The sequence below is a fragment of the Streptomyces kryoterrae genome (assembly GCF_054072135.1).
In genome coordinates this window covers 8,699,970-8,714,824 of the sequence record NZ_CM133358.1, presented here as the reverse complement: position 1 = coordinate 8,714,824, position 14,855 = coordinate 8,699,970, and the positions used below count along the sequence as shown (strand labels likewise).

Here is a 14,855-nt window from a genome sequence, read left to right as displayed (position 1 = left end):
GGCGTTTCCGCTCAGCCGATTCCGAAGAGGTCCTCGGAGACCGCCTTTACCGCGTTCACCACCAGGGGGGCCACCAGTTCCAGGGAGGAGCTGCCGTCGCCGACGACCGAGATCGCGCCGATCGGGCCTTCGGGGCCGCGCAGGGCGAGGCCGACGCAGCCGAGGTCCGGGAAACACTCTCCGCGGTCGATCGCCAGGCCGTTGCGGCGGCGCACCGTGCGGAGTTCGCGGTGCAGGTGGTCGAGGTGGCCGATGCTGTGGTCGGTACGGCGCTCGATCAGCTGTGCGTACCGCGTGTCGATCTCCTCGGGGCTCAGCCAGGCGAGCATGGCCTTGCCGAGCCCGGTGCAGTGGGCGACCGCGCGGCCCCCGACCTTCGACGGGATGTCGACCGCCGCCCGGCCTCCGATCTTGTCCAGGTAGTAGATCTCGGGCCCGTCGAGCACGGCCAGGTGGACGACCATTCTGGTGCGAACGGCCAGGTCGAGGAGGTGGGGCGCGGCGGCCGACCGCAGCGCGCTGTGGCCGATCTCCCGGCCGCCCAGGCCGAGCGCCCGCTGTCCCAGCGTGTATCCGGCCACCGTGTGGCGCAGCCAGTCCAGGCGGACCAGCTGGTCGAGTATCCGGTGGGTGGTGGAGCGCGGGAGATGGGTCCGGCGCGAGACCGTTTCGAGTGTCAGATGGGTCTGCGGACGTTCGAAAAGGTCCATGATCAGCGTCACGCGCTCCATCATCGACGGAGGCAGCACCTGCCCGACGACCTCGGAGGGTCGCGAGTCCAGGCGAAGGGCAGACGTCATCGTCGGTGCCTCTCTGCTCAAACTGAAATCAATTCTAGTTCGGCTTCGGCGTCAAGGTACCAATGCCATGGGCCGCAGAGAAAGAGTCGTGCACCGACTAATTGGGGCGCTCGGTCTAATAATCCGGGACGTAAAAAGGTACCGCTCCCCGGAAGACTGCTTCCGGGGAGCGGTACGACGGCCGGTGTCAGCCCCGGGTGAGGTCCAGGGCGATGTCCACGATCATGTCCTCCTGGCCGCCGACGAGTCCGCGCCTGCCGACCTCCAGGAGGATCGTGCGGGCGTCGAGGCCGTAGCGCTCCGCCGCCGCCTCGGCATGGCGCAGGAAACTGGAGTAGGCGCCGGCGTAGCCGAGGGTGAGGGTCTCCCGGTCGACGCGCACCGGCCGGTCCTGGAGCGGGCGGACCAGGTCCTCGGCGGCGTCCTGGAGGGCGAACAGGTCGCAGTCGTGCTTCCAGCCCTGGAGGTTGGCGACGGCGATGAACGGCTCGATCGGGCAGTTGCCCGCGCCGGCGCCCTGTCCGGCGAGCGACGCGTCGACCCGGGCCACCCCCTCCTCGACCGCCACCACCGAGTTGGCCACCGAGAGGGACAGGTTCTCGTGCGCGTGGATGCCGATCTGGGTCTCCGGATCGAGCACGTCCCGGTAGGCGCGGATCCGGTCGCGCACCCCGTCCATGGTCAGCCGGCCGCCGGAGTCGGTGACGTACACGCAGTGCGCGCCGTACGACTCCATCAGCTTCGCCTGCCCGGCGAGGACCTCCGGGGACGCCATGTGGGCCATCATCAGGAACCCGGAGACGTCCATGCCGAGTTCGCGGGCGGTGGAGATGTGCTGGGCGGCGACGTCCGCCTCCGTGCAGTGCGTGGCGATGCGCACCGAGCGGACCCCGAGGGCGTAGGCCCGCTTGAGCTCGACGATCGTGCCGATGCCGGGCAGCAGGAGGGAGGTGAGGGTGGCTCGCTCGATGACGTCGGCCGCCGCCTCGATCCACTCCCAGTCGGTGTTGCTGCCCGGCCCGTAGTTGAGGCTGCCGCCGGCCAGCCCGTCGCCGTGGGCGACCTCGATGGCGTCCACGCCCGCCTGGTCGAGGGCCCTGGAGATCTTCGCCACGAACTCGGGGGTGATCCGGTGCCGGATGGCGTGCATCCCGTCCCGGAGGGTGACGTCCTGGACGTAGAGCCTGGGGGTGGCGGTCATGTGGTCACCTCGGTGGTCGCCTCGGAGGAGAATCGCTGGGCGATGCGCTCGGCGACGCGCAGGGCGGCCGAGGTCATGATGTCGAGGTTGCCGGCGTAGGCGGGCAAGTAGTGGGCGGCGCCCTCCACTTCGAGGAAGACGGAGACCTTGGTGGTCGCCTCGGAGGGGTCGCCGGTGAAGAGCGTGTGCACCGGGTCCTCGTCAGGGACCGGCGTGAACTGGACCCGCTGCTTGAGCCGGTAGCCCGGCACGTACTCGGCGACCGCCGCGACCATCTCCTCGACGGAGGCACGGATCGCCTCGTGGTCGGCGTCGCCGATCAGGCAGTACACCGTGTCCCGCATGATCAGCGGGGGTTCGGCCGGGTTCAGGACGATGATCGCCTTGCCGCGCCGGGCGCCGCCCACCTTCTCGATCGCTTCGGACGTCGTCTCGGTGAACTCGTCGATGTTGGCCCGGGTGCCGGGCCCGGCCGACTTCGAGGCGATCGACGCGACGATCTCGGCGTAGGGCACGGGGGTGACGCGGCTGACCGCGTGGACGATCGGGATCGTCGCCTGGCCGCCGCAGGTGACCATGTTCAGGTTGTCGACAGCGTTGTCGGCGGCGTTCAGGTGCTCGTCCAGGTTCACCGGGGGCACCACGAACGGGCCGATGGCCGCCGGGGTGAGGTCGACGAGGCGTTTGCCGTACGGGGCGAGCTTCTTGGCGTTCTCGACGTGGGCCTTCGCCGACGTGGCGTCGAAGACGATGCCGATCTCGTCGAAGCCGTCCATCCGGATCAGCCCGTCCACGCCCTCGTGCGTGGTGGGGACCTTCAGGCGGGCGGCGCGCGCCAGTCCGTCCGAGTCCGGGTCGATGCCCACCATCGCGGCCATCTCCAGGGTGTCGGACAGGCGCAGCACCTTGATCATCAGGTCGGTGCCGATGTTGCCGGAGCCGATAACGGCCACCTTGGTCTTCGTCATCCGTCTTCCTCAAGTCCCTTGGCGGAGAAGGTCGCTGTCACCGATCCCAGGCCCGGCATCTCGGCCCGTACGGTGCTGCCCGGCGGGGTGGGGACGAGCGGGCCCAGGGCGCCCGAGAGCACGACCTGGCCGGCGCGCAGCGGGTCGCCGAACTCCCGGGCGGTACGGGCCAGCCAGAGCAGCGCGGCAAGCGGGTCGCCGAGGCAGGCGGCTCCGGTGCCCTCGGACGCGAGCGCGCCGTCTGCGTACAACCGCATGGTCACGTCGCGGGGTTCGAACTCCTTGAGGCCGACGCGCTCGTCGCCGAGGACGAACAGGCCGCTGGAGGCGTTGTCGGCGACCGTGTCCGTGATCGCGATGTCCCAGTCGGCGACCCGGCTGTCCACGATCTCCAGCGCGGCCACGGCATGTCCGACCGCCGAGCGGACCCGCTCGATGTCGAGGTCGTCGTCGTCCAGGTCGGCGGCGAGCACGAACGCGATCTCCGCCTCGACCCGGGGCTGCAGCAGTCGTCCGCTGGGGACCTCCGGCAGCCCGGAGACGTCCATGTCGTCCAGCAGGACCCCGAAGTCGGGCCGGTCGACGCCCACCTGGCGCTGGACCGACTCGGACGTGAGCCCGATCTTGCGGCCGACGACCCGAGCTCCGGCGGTGATCCGGTCGCCGATGACGCGTTGCTGAACGGCGTACGCGAGGCCGATGTCGCTCGTGCCGAGCAGGTCCCGCACGGGGGCACACGGTTTGTGGTCCCGGGCCGCGCCGGCCAGTCGCGCTGCCGCCTCGGCGACGACGGCCGCGCGCTGCGCGACGGCCGTCGGTTCCCCAATGTCTGTCATTCGCATCCTCAGCTCGTACCGGGTCTCCAGCCTGAGCGGCCCCGGCGCGTGGCAGGCACGGACGTTCCGCTGAGCGGGACTGGGGTGTCGACCGGGGCGTCTCGGTGAGCGAGATGGCCGAACGCCGTCGCGGCGGCGGCTCGTTACCGTCGTCCGGCGCACCGCTGAACGGCTGGTGGCGAGAGGCTGTCGACCGTCTCCGTCCGGCGTCCCCCACCCTGTGGTCGCGGTCCCCCCACGCACCCCCACCAAGAACGTCGGCATTCATGAGGAGGTCATGGTGAGCATCAACGAAGATGTCTACGACGTGGTCGTCGTAGGGTCCGGCGGAGGTCTGGTCGGGGCGTATGTGGCTGCTTCGCGCGGCCTGCGCACGCTCGTCATCGAGAAGACCGACCGGGTGGGCGGCACCACCGCCTACTCCGGTGCCGGGCTCTGGTTCCCGGGCTCCGCACCGCTGCGGCGGGCCGGCGTCGACGACGGGGTCGAGGGTTCCCGGACGTATCTGCGCACCATCGTCGACGACCGTTCCCGGGAGAAGCGCCAGGACGCCTACCTGCGGGCGGGCGTCCAGCTGATCGACGAGCTGGAGCAGAACGAGTGGTTCAGGTCGTTCGTGTACGCGCCCGTGCCGGAGTACTACGCCGACGCCCCCGGCGCTTCCCCGGCGGGGCACACCATCTTTCCGCCGGAGATTCCCGCCGCCGAGCTCGGCGAGCACGCCCGGCTCGTGCGCGAGCCCGTCTCGATGGAGCGGTGGGGCGTCGACCAGGGTCCGGTGCTCAACGGTGGCCGCGCGCTGATCGGCCGGGCGCTGGCCGCGTTCCTGGAGACCGGCAACGGCACGCTCAAGCTCGACACCGCGCTGGAGAGCCTGATCGTCGAGGACGGCAGGGTCGTCGGGGTGAACGCCGTCAGCGAGGGTGAGCCCGTCCGGATCCGCGCCTCGCGGGGCGTGATCCTCGCCGCCGGCGGCTTCGAGCGCGACCCCGACCTGCGCAGGAAGCACCAGCCGCCGCTCACCGGCGAGTGGTCGCACGGTGCCCCGGGCAACACCGGCGACGCCCTGCTGGCGGGGATGGCGATCGGTGCCGCGACCGACCTGCTCGACGAGGCCTGGCTCGTGCCGGGCCTGGTGTGGCCGGACGGGCTGCCCGTCTTCCACACGGGCACGCGGGGCGGGATCTGGGTCAACGCCGCAGGTGAGCGCTTCATGAACGAGACCCGCCCGTACGACCAGGCCGGGCACGAGATCCTCCGGCTGCACAGGACGACAGGTGTCTCGCACATCCCCGCCCACTGGATCATCGACCAGCGCCAGCTCGACCGGGACAGCTTCGGCGGACCCGCCGACGAGCCGGTGCGCCCCGAGTGGTTCGAGTCGGGCGCGCTGAAGAAGGCCGACACCCTGGAGGAGGTGGCGAAGCTGATCGACGTACCGCTCGACACCCTGCGCGAGAGCATCGAGGAGTTCAACGGCTACTCGCAGACCGGGGTCGACGAGAGGTTCCATCGCGGTGAGTCGCCCTGGGACCAGATCGCCCACTACGTGCTGGGCTTCCCCGCCCTGCCCGCGCTGAACTACCCCGCGCCGCCCACGCCGGACTGGCCGAACCCGCTGCTGCTGCCGCTCGACACCCCGCCGTACTACGTCGCGACCATCCTCCCGGCCGACATCGGCACCAAGGGCGGCCTGACGACCGACGAGAACGCGCGGGTACTGCGGCCCGACGGCAGCGCGATCGACGGGCTCTACGCGAGCGGGAACACCGCGGCGGCGATGTCCGGACGCGTGTACCCGGGTGCGGGCACCCCGATCGGTTCGAGTCTCGCCTTCTCCTACCTCGCGGTGCTCGACATCGTCGGCGCGAAGGACTGACCCCACGGCTGTGCCCGGGACACCTGTCGTGTCCCGGGCACAGCCGCGTCCTCGTGTTCGTGTCCGCGTTCAGGGCGCGGCGATCAGTCGCGCGGCCAGGTGCAGGTCCGCCTCCGCCTGCTCGGTGGTGATCTCCTCGGTCAGCATGGACACGAACAGACCCCACCAGCTGTAGACGAGCAGCCGTACCCTGCTGCGCGCGGTCTCCGCGTCCGTGCGGCAGCCGAGCAGGTGCAGGAGGCGCTGTCCCAGGGCCCGCTCGACGATGTCGAACCGGGTCGGGACGACGCTCGCGTACTCCGTGAACGACGACACCGCCACCGCCGACGCCAGCAGGGGGCTGGCCAGCAGCTTTCCGCTCAGCGCGACGAGGGTCCGCGCCACCTCCGTCGCCGGGTCGTTCCCGTCGGCGGCGGAACCGGCGTCCCGGCCCCCGAGGAACTGCTCGATGTGCCACTCGAGAACGGACAGGAACAGATACGGCTTGGACGGGAAGTAGCGGTACAGCGTGGCGATCGCGACGCCGGCCTCCCTGGCCACGTCCTGCATCTGCACCCGGGCGAGCCCCTCGCGGGCGCCGAGTTCGGAGGCGGCGCGCAGGATGCGTACCCGGCGGGCGGCCTGGCGGCTCGACATGGGAGCGGCGGGTCGCCGTACCTCTGCGGGTCTCGCCACGTCGTCGGCCCCCCAGGTCGCATGTCGTCGAGTCTCCCCGCCGCGTCGCTCAGGAGGCTCAGGATGCGTCCGGGCGGGTCAGGAAGGCGAGCACCGCGCTCTCCCAGGCCGCCTTCTGCTCGATCATGGCCCAGTGCCCGCAGTCGGGCAGGACGTGCAACTCGGCCCTGGGGATGGTGCGCATCGGCAGCAGCGCGTTGTCCAGCGGGGTGACCCGGTCGTCGCGGCCCCAGGTCAGCAGCGTGGGTGCGGTGACCTTGTGGAGCGCCGCCCAGATGGGCTGGTCGGAGTGGGCCTGGGCGGCCATCATCGCGGCCATCGCCTGCCGGCCGTAGATACGGCGGGACGCCTCCAGCGTCGCCGGGTCGGTGGCGCTCGCCCAGCGCTCCTCGATCAGTTCGTCGGTGAGGAGGGCGGGGTTGTGCACCATCGACCGCAGCCACTGCACGAGGTTCTCGCGGGTGGGGTTCTCGGTGAACTCCACCAGCAGGTTGAGCCCTTCGCTGGGCGCCGGGGAGAGGATGTTGCGGCCCACTCCCCCGATGGTCACGACCCTGCGGAACAGGTCCTTGTGGGCGACCGCGAGGCCCACGGCCACGTATCCGCCCATGGAGTTCCCGACGACGTCCACCTGGTCGAGCCCGAGGCCTTCGAGGAAGCGCAGTACGGCCTTCGGGGCCGCCGCCATCGGGTTCTCGTCGGTCGGGTCGCTCACGCCGAAGCCGGGGAACTCCAGGGCGAGGGTGCGGAAGTGCTGGGCGAACACGGGCAGGTTGCCCCGGTAGTTGCGCCAGCCGGTCACCCCGGGTCCCGACCCGTGCAGCAGGAGCAGCGGCGGCCCGTCGCCCGCCTCGTGGTAGCGCAACACGCCCTCGTCCGTGGGGAGTTCGCGCAGGGTGTTCTCGTACGTCAGGGAGGTGAGTGTCATGGCAGCACCGTGCCACCGGGCAGTCGGCGCCCGTGGGTGGGCTCCCGATCAGTGGGACGGTCCCGGCGGTGGGTGGCGCGGGCTGTCTAGCGTCGTGGACGTAGCGATGCCGGGGGCTCTCGGGCCGCCCGGACCTGATCAATGCGAGGGGAGGACCTGATGGGTGTTCGCTCACTCGGGTACCTGCGTCTGGAGTCCAACGACATCGACAAGTGGAAGGCCTTCGGGGGCGACTTCCTCGGTCTGATGCCCGTCGAGGGCGGTGATCCCGAGTCCCTCCACTTCCGGATGGACGACTATCCGGCCCGCATCGTGGTCTCTCCGGGCGCCCAGCCCGGGATGACGGCGCTGGGCTTCGAGGTTCTCGACGAGCGGGAGCTGGCGGGGCTGGTCGCGGACGTCGAGAAGGCCGGCATCAAGGTGACGGCCGGTACCGAGGTGGAGGCCGCGGCGCGGAAGGTCACGGGCTTCGTCAAGTTCAACGACCCGGGCGGCAACCCGGTCGAGCTGTTCTACGGCACGACTCTCGACCATGTGCCGGTGCAGACCCCGCTGGTGTCGGGCTTCGTCACGGGCGACATGGGCTTCGGGCACGCGATCATCTCCGCCGAGGACGCGCGGGGCACGTTCGAGTTCTACGTCAACGTGCTGGGCTTCATCGAGCGGAACACGATGCGCTCACCGGGCGGCACGACCTGGTTCATGGGCTGCAACCCGCGGCACCACACCCTCGGGGTGACGCCGATGCCGGGTCCGGGGCGGCTGCTGCACTTCATGGTCGAGGGCGCGACGCTGGACGACGTGGGGCGCGCGCTGGACCGGGCCGGGAAGTACGAGGTCCCGATGATGCACTCGCTGGGCAAGCACACCAACGACCACATGGTGTCGTTCTACGTCTGGTCGCCGGAGAACTACGCCGTCGAGTTCGGCTGGAACGGCCTGAAGGTGCCCGAGCCGGTGCCCGTCTACGAGATCACCGACGGCGCGTTCTGGGGCCACCACTTCACACCGCCGCCGATGCCGGGCGGCTGAGCGGACCGCTTGGACACGACTGAGCCCCACGGCCTCCAGCGCACCGGAGGCCGTGGGGCTCAGTCGTCGTGCGGAAGGTCAATCGACGGTGATCGCCCTTTCCGGGCAGGCCCGTTCACCGTCGTGGGCCGCGGTTTCGAGGCCCTCCGGGACCTCTCCGCCGACGGGCAGCACGTAGCCGTCCTCGTCGAGGCGGAAGAGTCCGGGTGCCGCCGCCGCGCACCGCGCGTGTCCCGAGCAGGACGACGTATCGATGGTGATCTTCACGAACCACTCCTGTTCTACGGCTTGTTGGTCGACCCGGCGTCGACGGTGAACTGCAGGCCGGTGACGTATCTCGCCTCTTCCGAGGCGAGGAACAGGACCGCGTTCGACACGTCCCGGGGTTCCACGTACGGGGCGTGGGTGTTCATCGCGGCGAGGGCGAACATCGGTTCCCGCGCGGCGAGTTCCTCGATCGGTACGCCGACGGTGATGCCCGTGTCGCTGACGCCGGTGGGGTGGACGGTGTTCACCCGGATGCGGTGCGTGCCGAGTTCGTTGGAGAGGGCCTTCATCAGGCCGACCACGCCGTGTTTGGCGGCCACGTAGTGGGCGTACGGGACATGGCCGCGGATTCCGGCCGCCGAGCTGATCATGATGATCGAGCCGCCGTTGCCCGCCTGGATCATCCCCGGGAGGGCCGCCCGTGCCGTGTTCCAGGCGCCCTTGAGGTTGACGTCGACGACGACGTCCCAGGCCTCCTCGGTCAGCTGCCAGGCCGAACCCGAGCTCATGACGCCGGCGTTGGCGACGACCACGTCGAGGCGCCCGAACTCCTCGTGCGCGGCGTCGACGGCGGCCCGCATCTCGGTGATCGAGCGGACGTCGGCCTGGACGGCGACACACCGCCGGCCCGTCGCCCGCACCAACTCGGCGGTCTCCTCCAGCTGTTCCTTCGACGCGAGCGAGTAGGGCAGCGCGTCGCTGATGTCGTGGCAGACGTCGGTGACGACCACGTCCGCGCCTTCCTCCGCCAGCCGTACGGCGTGGGAGCGGCCCTGGCCGCGCGCCGCACCCGTGATGAGCGCGACCTTGTCCTCAACTCGCCCCATGGATACCTCAGTTCTTCGAGTGGTCGGTCGGGTCGGTCGGGTTCGTCAGATCCTCGGCGGCCTCGCGCAGTGCGCGCAGCCGGCGCTGGAGGAGTTCACGCTCGGCCTCGTCGTCGGCGCCGAGTTCGGTGAGGCGTACGTCCGTCTCGGCGATCTCCGTGAGGAGCCTGCCGTGGGCCTCCTCGCGGGTGAGCAGGTCCAGGTCGGTCCAGTCGGACCGCTCGGACTCCGGCCGCCCGCTCATGCGGGGAGGTTGTAGAGGCGGCGGGCGTTCAGCTCCACGATCTTGTGCACCTCGTCGTCCGGTACGTCGGCGAGGACCTCGGCGGCGTAGGCGCGGCTCTTGGGCCAGTACGAGTCGGAGTGCGGGTAGTCGCACTCCCAGGTGATCCTGTCGACGCCGACGTGGTGGCGGACCTCGACGCCGAAGCGGTCGTCGATGAAGCAGCCGTGGAAGTGCTTGTGGAACAGTTCCGAGGGCCGCACGCTCTGGTTGACGTTCTGGTAGAAGCGGTGCCGCTCCCAGGTGCCGTCACTGCGCTCCAGCAGGTACGGGATCCAGCCGATGCCGCCCTCGGACAGCCCGATCTTCAGCTTGGGGTGCTTGTGGAGCACCGGGGAGAAGAGCAGGTCGGCGGTGGCGTACATGGCGTTGGTGCCGAACAGGGCGATCGTCACCGCGAACGGCGCCTCCTCGGCCGTTTTCGGCGCCTTGCCCGAGGTGCCGAAGTGCAGGCACAGGGGCATGTCGGTCTCCTCGGCCGCCGAGAACACCGGGTCCCAGTGGTCGGTGTGGAAGGAGGGCAGGCCGCGCGGGGCCGGGTTCTCCGGGAAGGAGATCGCCTTGGCGCCCTTGGCGGCGGTCCGGTGGATCTCGGCGACGCAGGCCTCGACGTCCCACAGCGGCAGGATCACCAGGGGGATCAGCCGGCCGGGCGCGGTGGCGCACCACTCGTCCAGGACGAAGTCGTTCCATGCCTGGACGCACAGCAGCGCGAGCCGGCGGTCCTTGCCCTCCATGAAGACATGGCCCGAGAACCCCGGGAAGGACGGGAAGGACAACGCCCCCCAGACCCCGTCGAGGTCCATGTCACGCAGCCGGGCCTTCGGGTCGTAGCAGCCCGGGATCATCTCGTCGTAGCGCGTCGGTTCGAGGCCGAAATCCTCGGGGTTCTTGCCCGCCACGGCGTTGAGGCCGATGTACGGGTAGATCCGGTCCTCGTAGACCCACACCTCGGCGGGGGCCTGGCCCTCTCCTCGCGGCTGCTCGACGCTCCGGGGGCCCGCCTCCCGGTACTTCGCGGGCAGGCGGTCGGACCACAGTCGTGGGGGCTCGATCAGGTGGTCGTCGGTCGACAGCAACTTCATCCATGGCTGCAACGGCATCCTTGCGCTCCCTCGGTCTCGGAGACTCTCCAGCATCGACACATTGCGTGTACTGATCGGGTCTCACTCAGTGGAAATAGAAGATGAAACCCCTTACTTCTCCCGGATCATGGATGTGAGTCAGATCTCTCCACAGAGATTCAGGCTACTCTTTTATTCGACGGAAGGAGACCCCATGGGTCGAGTGCAGGACAAGGTCGTCTTCATCACGGGGGCGGCACGCGGCCAGGGCCGGGCCCAGGCGATCCGGCTCGCCGCGGAGGGCGCCGACATCATCGCGGTGGACCTCTGCGAGGACATCGCCACCAACGCCTACGCGCTGGCCACCGAGGCCGACCTGGACGAGACGGTGCGTCAGGTCGAGAAGCTCGGGCGGCGCATCGTCGCCCGCAAGGCCGACGTGCGCGACCCGGCGGCTCTCAAGGCTGCCGTGGCCGAGGGAGTGGCCGAACTCGGGCGGCTCGACGCGGTCGTCGCCCAGGCCGGGATCTGCCCGCTGGGCCCCGGTCAGACCGCCCAGGCCTTCCTGGACGCCGTCACCGTCGACTTCAACGGGGTGGTCCACGCCGTCGACGCGGCGCTCCCCCATCTGCCCGACGGCGCCTCGATCGTGGCCACCGGGTCCATCGCCGGGCTGATCCCGGCGACCACGGACAACCCGGCCAACGGTCCGGGCGGCCTGGGCTACTCCTTCGCCAAGCGCCAAGTGGCCGCGTTCGTCCACGACTTGGCGACGGTGCTCGCGTCCCGGCGGATCCGCGTCAACGCGCTGCACCCGACGAACGTCAACACGGACATGCTCAACAGCGACCTCATGTACCGCTCGTTCCGGCCCGACCTGGAGAACCCGACCCGCGAGGACGCGCTGCCCAGCTTCCCCGCGACGACCGGGTTCGGCATCCCCTACGTCGAGCCCGAGGACATCGCCGACACCGTGCTCTTCCTCGTCTCGGACGAGTCCCGCTACGTCACCGGTATGCAGATGCGCGTCGACGCGGCCGGGTATGTCAAGCGGCGCCCCCAACTGCCCACCTTCTGACGGGCGTTCACGCCCAGGGGGTTCATGCCCCGCCCGTCATGTCGATGACCACCTTCCCGGTCGTCCGGCGTTCGGCGACGTCGGTCAGGGCGGCGGCCACGTCGGCGAGGGGGTGCACGCGGGAGACCAGCGGGCGCATCCCGTCGCGGACCATCCCGGCGAGCGCCCGGTCGCCGGCGGCCACCGCGTCCGGGGCGTACTGGCGCAGCATACGGATCTCGAAGCCCCGTACGACCGCGTCCTTGAGCAGGACCAGGTTCAGCGGGATCCGTGGGATCTTCCCGTCGGCGTAGCCCACCGTGACGAACCGGCCGCCCCGCCGCAGTGCGCGCAGGGCGGCCTCCGCGTGGTCGCCGCCCACCGGGTCGACGACCAGGTGGGTGCCCTCGCCGTCGGTCAGTTCGCGGATCCGGGTCTTCAGGTCCTCGCGGACGTAGTCCACGCCCGCCACCGCGCCGAGTTTGCGGGCGACCGCCAGCCGCTCCTGACTCGACGCCGCCGCGACCACACGCATCCCGAGCCTGGTCCCGACGTCGACGGCCGCCGAGCCGACCCCGCCCGCGGCACCGAGCACCGTCGCCCACTCCCCCGCCGTGCCCTGCCCGACGGTGGTCAGGGCGTGGTAGGCGGTCGCGTACGTCACGTGGAACGCGGCGGCGTGGACCATGTCGAGCCCGTCCGGGACAGGACGCAGACCGGACACGGGCACCACGACCTGCTCGGCGAAGGCACCGGTCAGCACCGCCCCGGCCACGGGTGAGCCCACCGCAGGGCCGGACACCCCGGGTCCCAGCGCGGCCACGACCCCGGCGAACTCGCTGCCGGGCGTGAACGGCAGGGGCGCGGGGACCTGGTAGCGGTCCGCCACGAGCAGTACGTCGGGGAAGTTGACGGCAGCGGCGTGCACCCGCACCAGCACCTCCCCCGGCCCGGGTGCGAGGTCACCGAGTTCGACGACGCCCAGGCCGCTCGGGGGCCCGTACTCCGTACAGCGTGCGGCTCTCATCATCGTGTCCTCTCCGCAGGGGGCGCAGTGGGCATCGCCGGGTCCCGGGGCAGGCCCAGTACCTGTTCGGCGATGGTGTTGCGCTGGATCTCGGCGGTGCCCGCCCCGATGGACGAGGCCCGGGTGCGCAGGAAGCCCCACACCCAGCGCCCGCGCTGCACGGCGTGCGGATCGCTGCGGCCGAGGATGCCGTAGGCGCCCAGCAACTCCAGGGCGAACTCGTGCAGTTCCTGCTCGAAGGTCACGATGAACAGGCGTGACGTCGAGGACGCCGGTCCGGGCTCGCCTTTCGCCATGATGTCGGCGATGGTCCGCATCCCGGTCAGGCGCATGATCCGCACCCGGATCTCGAAGTCCGCGAGGCGGTCGCGCACCAGGGGGTCGGAGGTCGCGCCGCGCTCACGCGCCAGCTCGATCAGCTCGTCGAGGACGCGCCGGTACAGCGCCGCCTGGTTCATCGCGCCGGCCGCGCGTTCATGGCCGAGGCTGGTCCGTACGAGGGGCCAGCCGCCGTTCTCCGGGCCGATCCGGTCGGCCACCGGCACGCGTACGTCGTCGAAGAAGATCTCGCAGAAGTGCGCGTCACCGGTCAGGTCCCGCAGCGGGCGCACGCTCACACCCGGGGCGCGGGCGTCGATCAGCAGGTAACTGATGCCGTCCTGGCGGGAGTTGGGGTCTCCTGTGCGGACGAGGGTGAAGAGGATGTCGGCGATGTCGGCCGAACTGTTCCACACCTTCTGCCCGTTCACGACGTACACGGCACCGGAGTCGTCGGGTCCGCCGTCCTCCCGTCGCGCGGTCGTACGGAGCGCGGGCAGGTCCGATCCCGCCTCCGGTTCCGAATAGCCCTGCGCCCAGACGGAGTCACCTCGCAGCATGGGGCGCAGGAAGCGTTTTTTCTGTTCGGGGGTGCCGTACTTGATGAGGGTCGGTGCCGCGATACCGAGTCCGGTGCCGAGGGGTCCGGGCACCCGGGCTCGCGCGTACTCCTCCTGGTAGATCACCTGTCGGGCGAAGTCCAGTTCCATGCCGCCGTATGCGCGTGGCCAGCTCGGACCGGCGTATCCGGCGTCGAACAGGGTGGCCAGCCAGGCCTTCTGCCACGGCAGTCGCTCGGCGGGGTCCTTCGGACGGCGGCCGGGATGACGGTCCGTCAGGAAGGTTCGGAGGCGGGCCCGGAACTCCTCGTCGGTGAGCACCTCTTGGGCCGGCGAGGTCACCTCGGGGCCATGCGGATGGCGCCGTCGAGGCGGACGGTCTGGCCGTTGAGGTACGGGTTCTCCAGCATCTCGACGGCGAGGCGGGCGTAGTCGTCCGGGGTGCCGAGGCGCTTGGGGTGCGGGACGGAGGCGGCGAGGCCGTCTCGGATGTCCTCGCGGAGTCGGCCGAGCATGGGGGTGTCCATGACGCCGGGCGCGATGGTGTTCACCCGGATCTGCCAGCTGGCCAGATCACGGGCGGCGACCAGGGTGATGCCGTGCACGCCCGCCTTGGCGGCGGTGTAGGAGGTCTGGCCGATCTGGCCGTCGAACGCGGCGACCGACGCGGTCAGGACCATCGCGCCACGGTCGCCGTCGACGACGTCGTTGGCGGCGAGGCGGGCGGCGGCCAGGCGCAGCACGTTGTAGGTGCCGATCAGGTTGACCCGTACGACCTCGGCGAACGTGTCGAGTTCGCCGGGGTTGCGGTCGCGGTCGATGATCCGGGTACGGTCGCCACCGCGGCCCGCGCAGTGCACGACGAAGCGCAGCGGGCCGAGTTCGGCGGCGGTGTCGAGGGCGGCGGTGACCGCGGCCTCGTCGGTGACGTCGGCGCGGACGAAGCGGGCGGCGTCACCGAGGTCGGCGACCGCCTTGACGCCCTGCTCCTCGGAGATGTCGGCGAGGACGACCTGGCCGCCACGCTCGATGATCCGGCGGGCGGTGGCCAGGCCCAAGCCGGAGGCGCCTCCGGTGACCAGCGCCGATGAACCGTCGATGTTCATTCCCCACTCCTCACGGGACACTTCTCA

At 70.6% G+C, this 14,855-nt stretch carries 16 protein-coding genes; 3 read left to right on the top strand and 13 right to left on the bottom strand.

What is annotated here, in order from left to right; translation table 11 throughout:
* Positions 1-11: 11 nt before the first annotated feature.
* The 4 genes from ACW4TU_RS38790 to ACW4TU_RS38775 all read right to left on the bottom strand — a co-directional run bounded on the left by ACW4TU_RS38790 (position 12) and on the right by ACW4TU_RS38775 (position 3,805).
* Positions 12-734 carry an IclR family transcriptional regulator gene (locus ACW4TU_RS38790; protein WP_457430535.1) on the bottom strand — a complete coding sequence of 241 codons (723 nt, stop codon included), beginning with the start codon at positions 732-734 and terminating at the stop codon, positions 12-14.
* 253 nt (positions 735-987) lie between these two features.
* The gene (gene dmpG / locus ACW4TU_RS38785; RefSeq protein WP_457421162.1) at positions 988-2,001 is read right to left on the bottom strand and encodes a 4-hydroxy-2-oxovalerate aldolase; all 1,014 of its coding nucleotides are present in this window, start codon (positions 1,999-2,001) and stop codon (positions 988-990) included.
* Entirely contained in the window at positions 1,998-2,969 is a 972-nt protein-coding gene (locus ACW4TU_RS38780) for an acetaldehyde dehydrogenase (acetylating) (RefSeq protein WP_457421160.1), read from the bottom strand. The genes dmpG and ACW4TU_RS38780 overlap by 4 nt, the downstream gene beginning before the upstream one ends.
* A complete protein-coding gene (locus tag ACW4TU_RS38775) occupies positions 2,966-3,805 on the bottom strand; it encodes a 2-keto-4-pentenoate hydratase (RefSeq protein WP_457421158.1) in 840 nt (279 codons plus the stop codon). Before ACW4TU_RS38775 ends, ACW4TU_RS38780 begins: the two co-directional genes overlap by 4 nt.
* 277 nt (positions 3,806-4,082) lie before the next feature.
* On the opposite strand from ACW4TU_RS38775, the gene ACW4TU_RS38770 reads away from it, so the two are divergent.
* Complete coding sequence (locus ACW4TU_RS38770; RefSeq protein ID WP_457421156.1) at positions 4,083-5,684, top strand: FAD-dependent oxidoreductase; 1,602 nt, start codon at positions 4,083-4,085, stop codon at positions 5,682-5,684.
* A gap of 69 nt (positions 5,685-5,753) precedes the next feature.
* Here ACW4TU_RS38770 and ACW4TU_RS38765 read toward each other — a convergent pair whose 3' ends face one another.
* Both ACW4TU_RS38765 and ACW4TU_RS38760 read right to left on the bottom strand, forming a co-directional pair.
* Positions 5,754-6,359 carry a TetR/AcrR family transcriptional regulator gene (locus ACW4TU_RS38765; RefSeq protein ID WP_457421154.1) on the bottom strand — a complete coding sequence of 202 codons (606 nt, stop codon included), beginning with the start codon at positions 6,357-6,359 and terminating at the stop codon, positions 5,754-5,756.
* A gap of 58 nt (positions 6,360-6,417) precedes the next feature.
* Entirely contained in the window at positions 6,418-7,287 is an 870-nt protein-coding gene (locus ACW4TU_RS38760) for an alpha/beta fold hydrolase (protein ID WP_164415314.1), read from the bottom strand.
* Between the two features lie 159 nt (positions 7,288-7,446).
* On the opposite strand from ACW4TU_RS38760, the gene ACW4TU_RS38755 reads away from it, so the two are divergent.
* Positions 7,447-8,319 (top strand): VOC family protein, encoded by an 873-nt coding sequence (locus ACW4TU_RS38755; protein ID WP_457421152.1) that lies wholly within the window; start codon positions 7,447-7,449, stop codon positions 8,317-8,319.
* Between the two features lie 78 nt (positions 8,320-8,397).
* Here ACW4TU_RS38755 and ACW4TU_RS38750 read toward each other — a convergent pair whose 3' ends face one another.
* The 4 genes from ACW4TU_RS38750 to ACW4TU_RS38735 are packed head-to-tail and all read right to left on the bottom strand — an operon-like array spanning position 8,398 to position 10,799.
* Positions 8,398-8,586: a ferredoxin gene (locus ACW4TU_RS38750; protein WP_457421150.1), complete on the bottom strand. Its 189-nt coding sequence runs from the start codon at positions 8,584-8,586 to the stop codon at positions 8,398-8,400.
* Positions 8,587-8,600: 14 nt separating this feature from the next.
* Positions 8,601-9,413, bottom strand: coding sequence for a mycofactocin-coupled SDR family oxidoreductase (locus tag ACW4TU_RS38745; RefSeq protein WP_457421148.1), 813 nt, complete (start codon positions 9,411-9,413; stop codon positions 8,601-8,603).
* A 7-nt stretch (positions 9,414-9,420) separates the two neighbouring features.
* Positions 9,421-9,657, bottom strand: a complete 237-nt coding sequence (locus ACW4TU_RS38740; RefSeq protein WP_457421146.1) for a hypothetical protein — start codon at positions 9,655-9,657, stop codon at positions 9,421-9,423.
* Positions 9,654-10,799, bottom strand: coding sequence for an amidohydrolase family protein (locus tag ACW4TU_RS38735; protein ID WP_457421144.1), 1,146 nt, complete (start codon positions 10,797-10,799; stop codon positions 9,654-9,656). Before ACW4TU_RS38735 ends, ACW4TU_RS38740 begins: the two co-directional genes overlap by 4 nt.
* A gap of 175 nt (positions 10,800-10,974) precedes the next feature.
* Here ACW4TU_RS38735 and ACW4TU_RS38730 point away from each other — a divergent pair, with 175 nt between their 5' ends.
* Complete coding sequence (locus tag ACW4TU_RS38730; protein WP_457421142.1) at positions 10,975-11,838, top strand: mycofactocin-coupled SDR family oxidoreductase; 864 nt, start codon at positions 10,975-10,977, stop codon at positions 11,836-11,838.
* Positions 11,839-11,860: 22 nt separating this feature from the next.
* Here ACW4TU_RS38730 and ACW4TU_RS38725 read toward each other — a convergent pair whose 3' ends face one another.
* Genes ACW4TU_RS38725 through ACW4TU_RS38715 form a run of 3 tightly spaced genes read right to left on the bottom strand, consistent with a single transcriptional unit; the run spans position 11,861 to position 14,828 of the window.
* Entirely contained in the window at positions 11,861-12,847 is a 987-nt protein-coding gene (locus tag ACW4TU_RS38725; RefSeq protein ID WP_457421140.1) for an NADPH:quinone oxidoreductase family protein, read from the bottom strand.
* Positions 12,844-14,064 carry an acyl-CoA dehydrogenase family protein gene (locus ACW4TU_RS38720; protein ID WP_457421138.1) on the bottom strand — a complete coding sequence of 407 codons (1,221 nt, stop codon included), beginning with the start codon at positions 14,062-14,064 and terminating at the stop codon, positions 12,844-12,846. Before ACW4TU_RS38720 ends, ACW4TU_RS38725 begins: the two co-directional genes overlap by 4 nt.
* Positions 14,061-14,828 (bottom strand): SDR family NAD(P)-dependent oxidoreductase, encoded by a 768-nt coding sequence (locus ACW4TU_RS38715; protein WP_457421136.1) that lies wholly within the window; start codon positions 14,826-14,828, stop codon positions 14,061-14,063. The genes ACW4TU_RS38720 and ACW4TU_RS38715 overlap by 4 nt, the downstream gene beginning before the upstream one ends.
* Positions 14,829-14,855: the final 27 nt, after the last annotated feature.

What these genes read in the sequence shown, in the direction of transcription:
- ACW4TU_RS38780 (WP_457421160.1), bottom strand. Translation starts at nt 2,969, where the DNA reads ATGACGAAGACCAAGGTGGCCGTTATCGGCTCCGGCAACATCGGCACC.
- ACW4TU_RS38755 (WP_457421152.1), top strand. Translation starts at nt 7,447, where the DNA reads ATGGGTGTTCGCTCACTCGGGTACCTGCGTCTGGAGTCCAACGACATC.
- ACW4TU_RS38735 (WP_457421144.1), bottom strand. Translation starts at nt 10,799, where the DNA reads ATGCCGTTGCAGCCATGGATGAAGTTGCTGTCGACCGACGACCACCTG.
- ACW4TU_RS38760 (WP_164415314.1), bottom strand. Translation starts at nt 7,287, where the DNA reads ATGACACTCACCTCCCTGACGTACGAGAACACCCTGCGCGAACTCCCC.
- ACW4TU_RS38740 (WP_457421146.1), bottom strand. Translation starts at nt 9,657, where the DNA reads ATGAGCGGGCGGCCGGAGTCCGAGCGGTCCGACTGGACCGACCTGGAC.
- ACW4TU_RS38725 (WP_457421140.1), bottom strand. Translation starts at nt 12,847, where the DNA reads ATGATGAGAGCCGCACGCTGTACGGAGTACGGGCCCCCGAGCGGCCTG.
- dmpG (WP_457421162.1), bottom strand. Translation starts at nt 2,001, where the DNA reads ATGACCGCCACCCCCAGGCTCTACGTCCAGGACGTCACCCTCCGGGAC.
- ACW4TU_RS38715 (WP_457421136.1), bottom strand. Translation starts at nt 14,828, where the DNA reads ATGAACATCGACGGTTCATCGGCGCTGGTCACCGGAGGCGCCTCCGGC.
- ACW4TU_RS38775 (WP_457421158.1), bottom strand. Translation starts at nt 3,805, where the DNA reads ATGACAGACATTGGGGAACCGACGGCCGTCGCGCAGCGCGCGGCCGTC.
- ACW4TU_RS38790 (WP_457430535.1), bottom strand. Translation starts at nt 734, where the DNA reads ATGATGGAGCGCGTGACGCTGATCATGGACCTTTTCGAACGTCCGCAG.
- ACW4TU_RS38730 (WP_457421142.1), top strand. Translation starts at nt 10,975, where the DNA reads ATGGGTCGAGTGCAGGACAAGGTCGTCTTCATCACGGGGGCGGCACGC.
- ACW4TU_RS38770 (WP_457421156.1), top strand. Translation starts at nt 4,083, where the DNA reads ATGGTGAGCATCAACGAAGATGTCTACGACGTGGTCGTCGTAGGGTCC.
- ACW4TU_RS38745 (WP_457421148.1), bottom strand. Translation starts at nt 9,413, where the DNA reads ATGGGGCGAGTTGAGGACAAGGTCGCGCTCATCACGGGTGCGGCGCGC.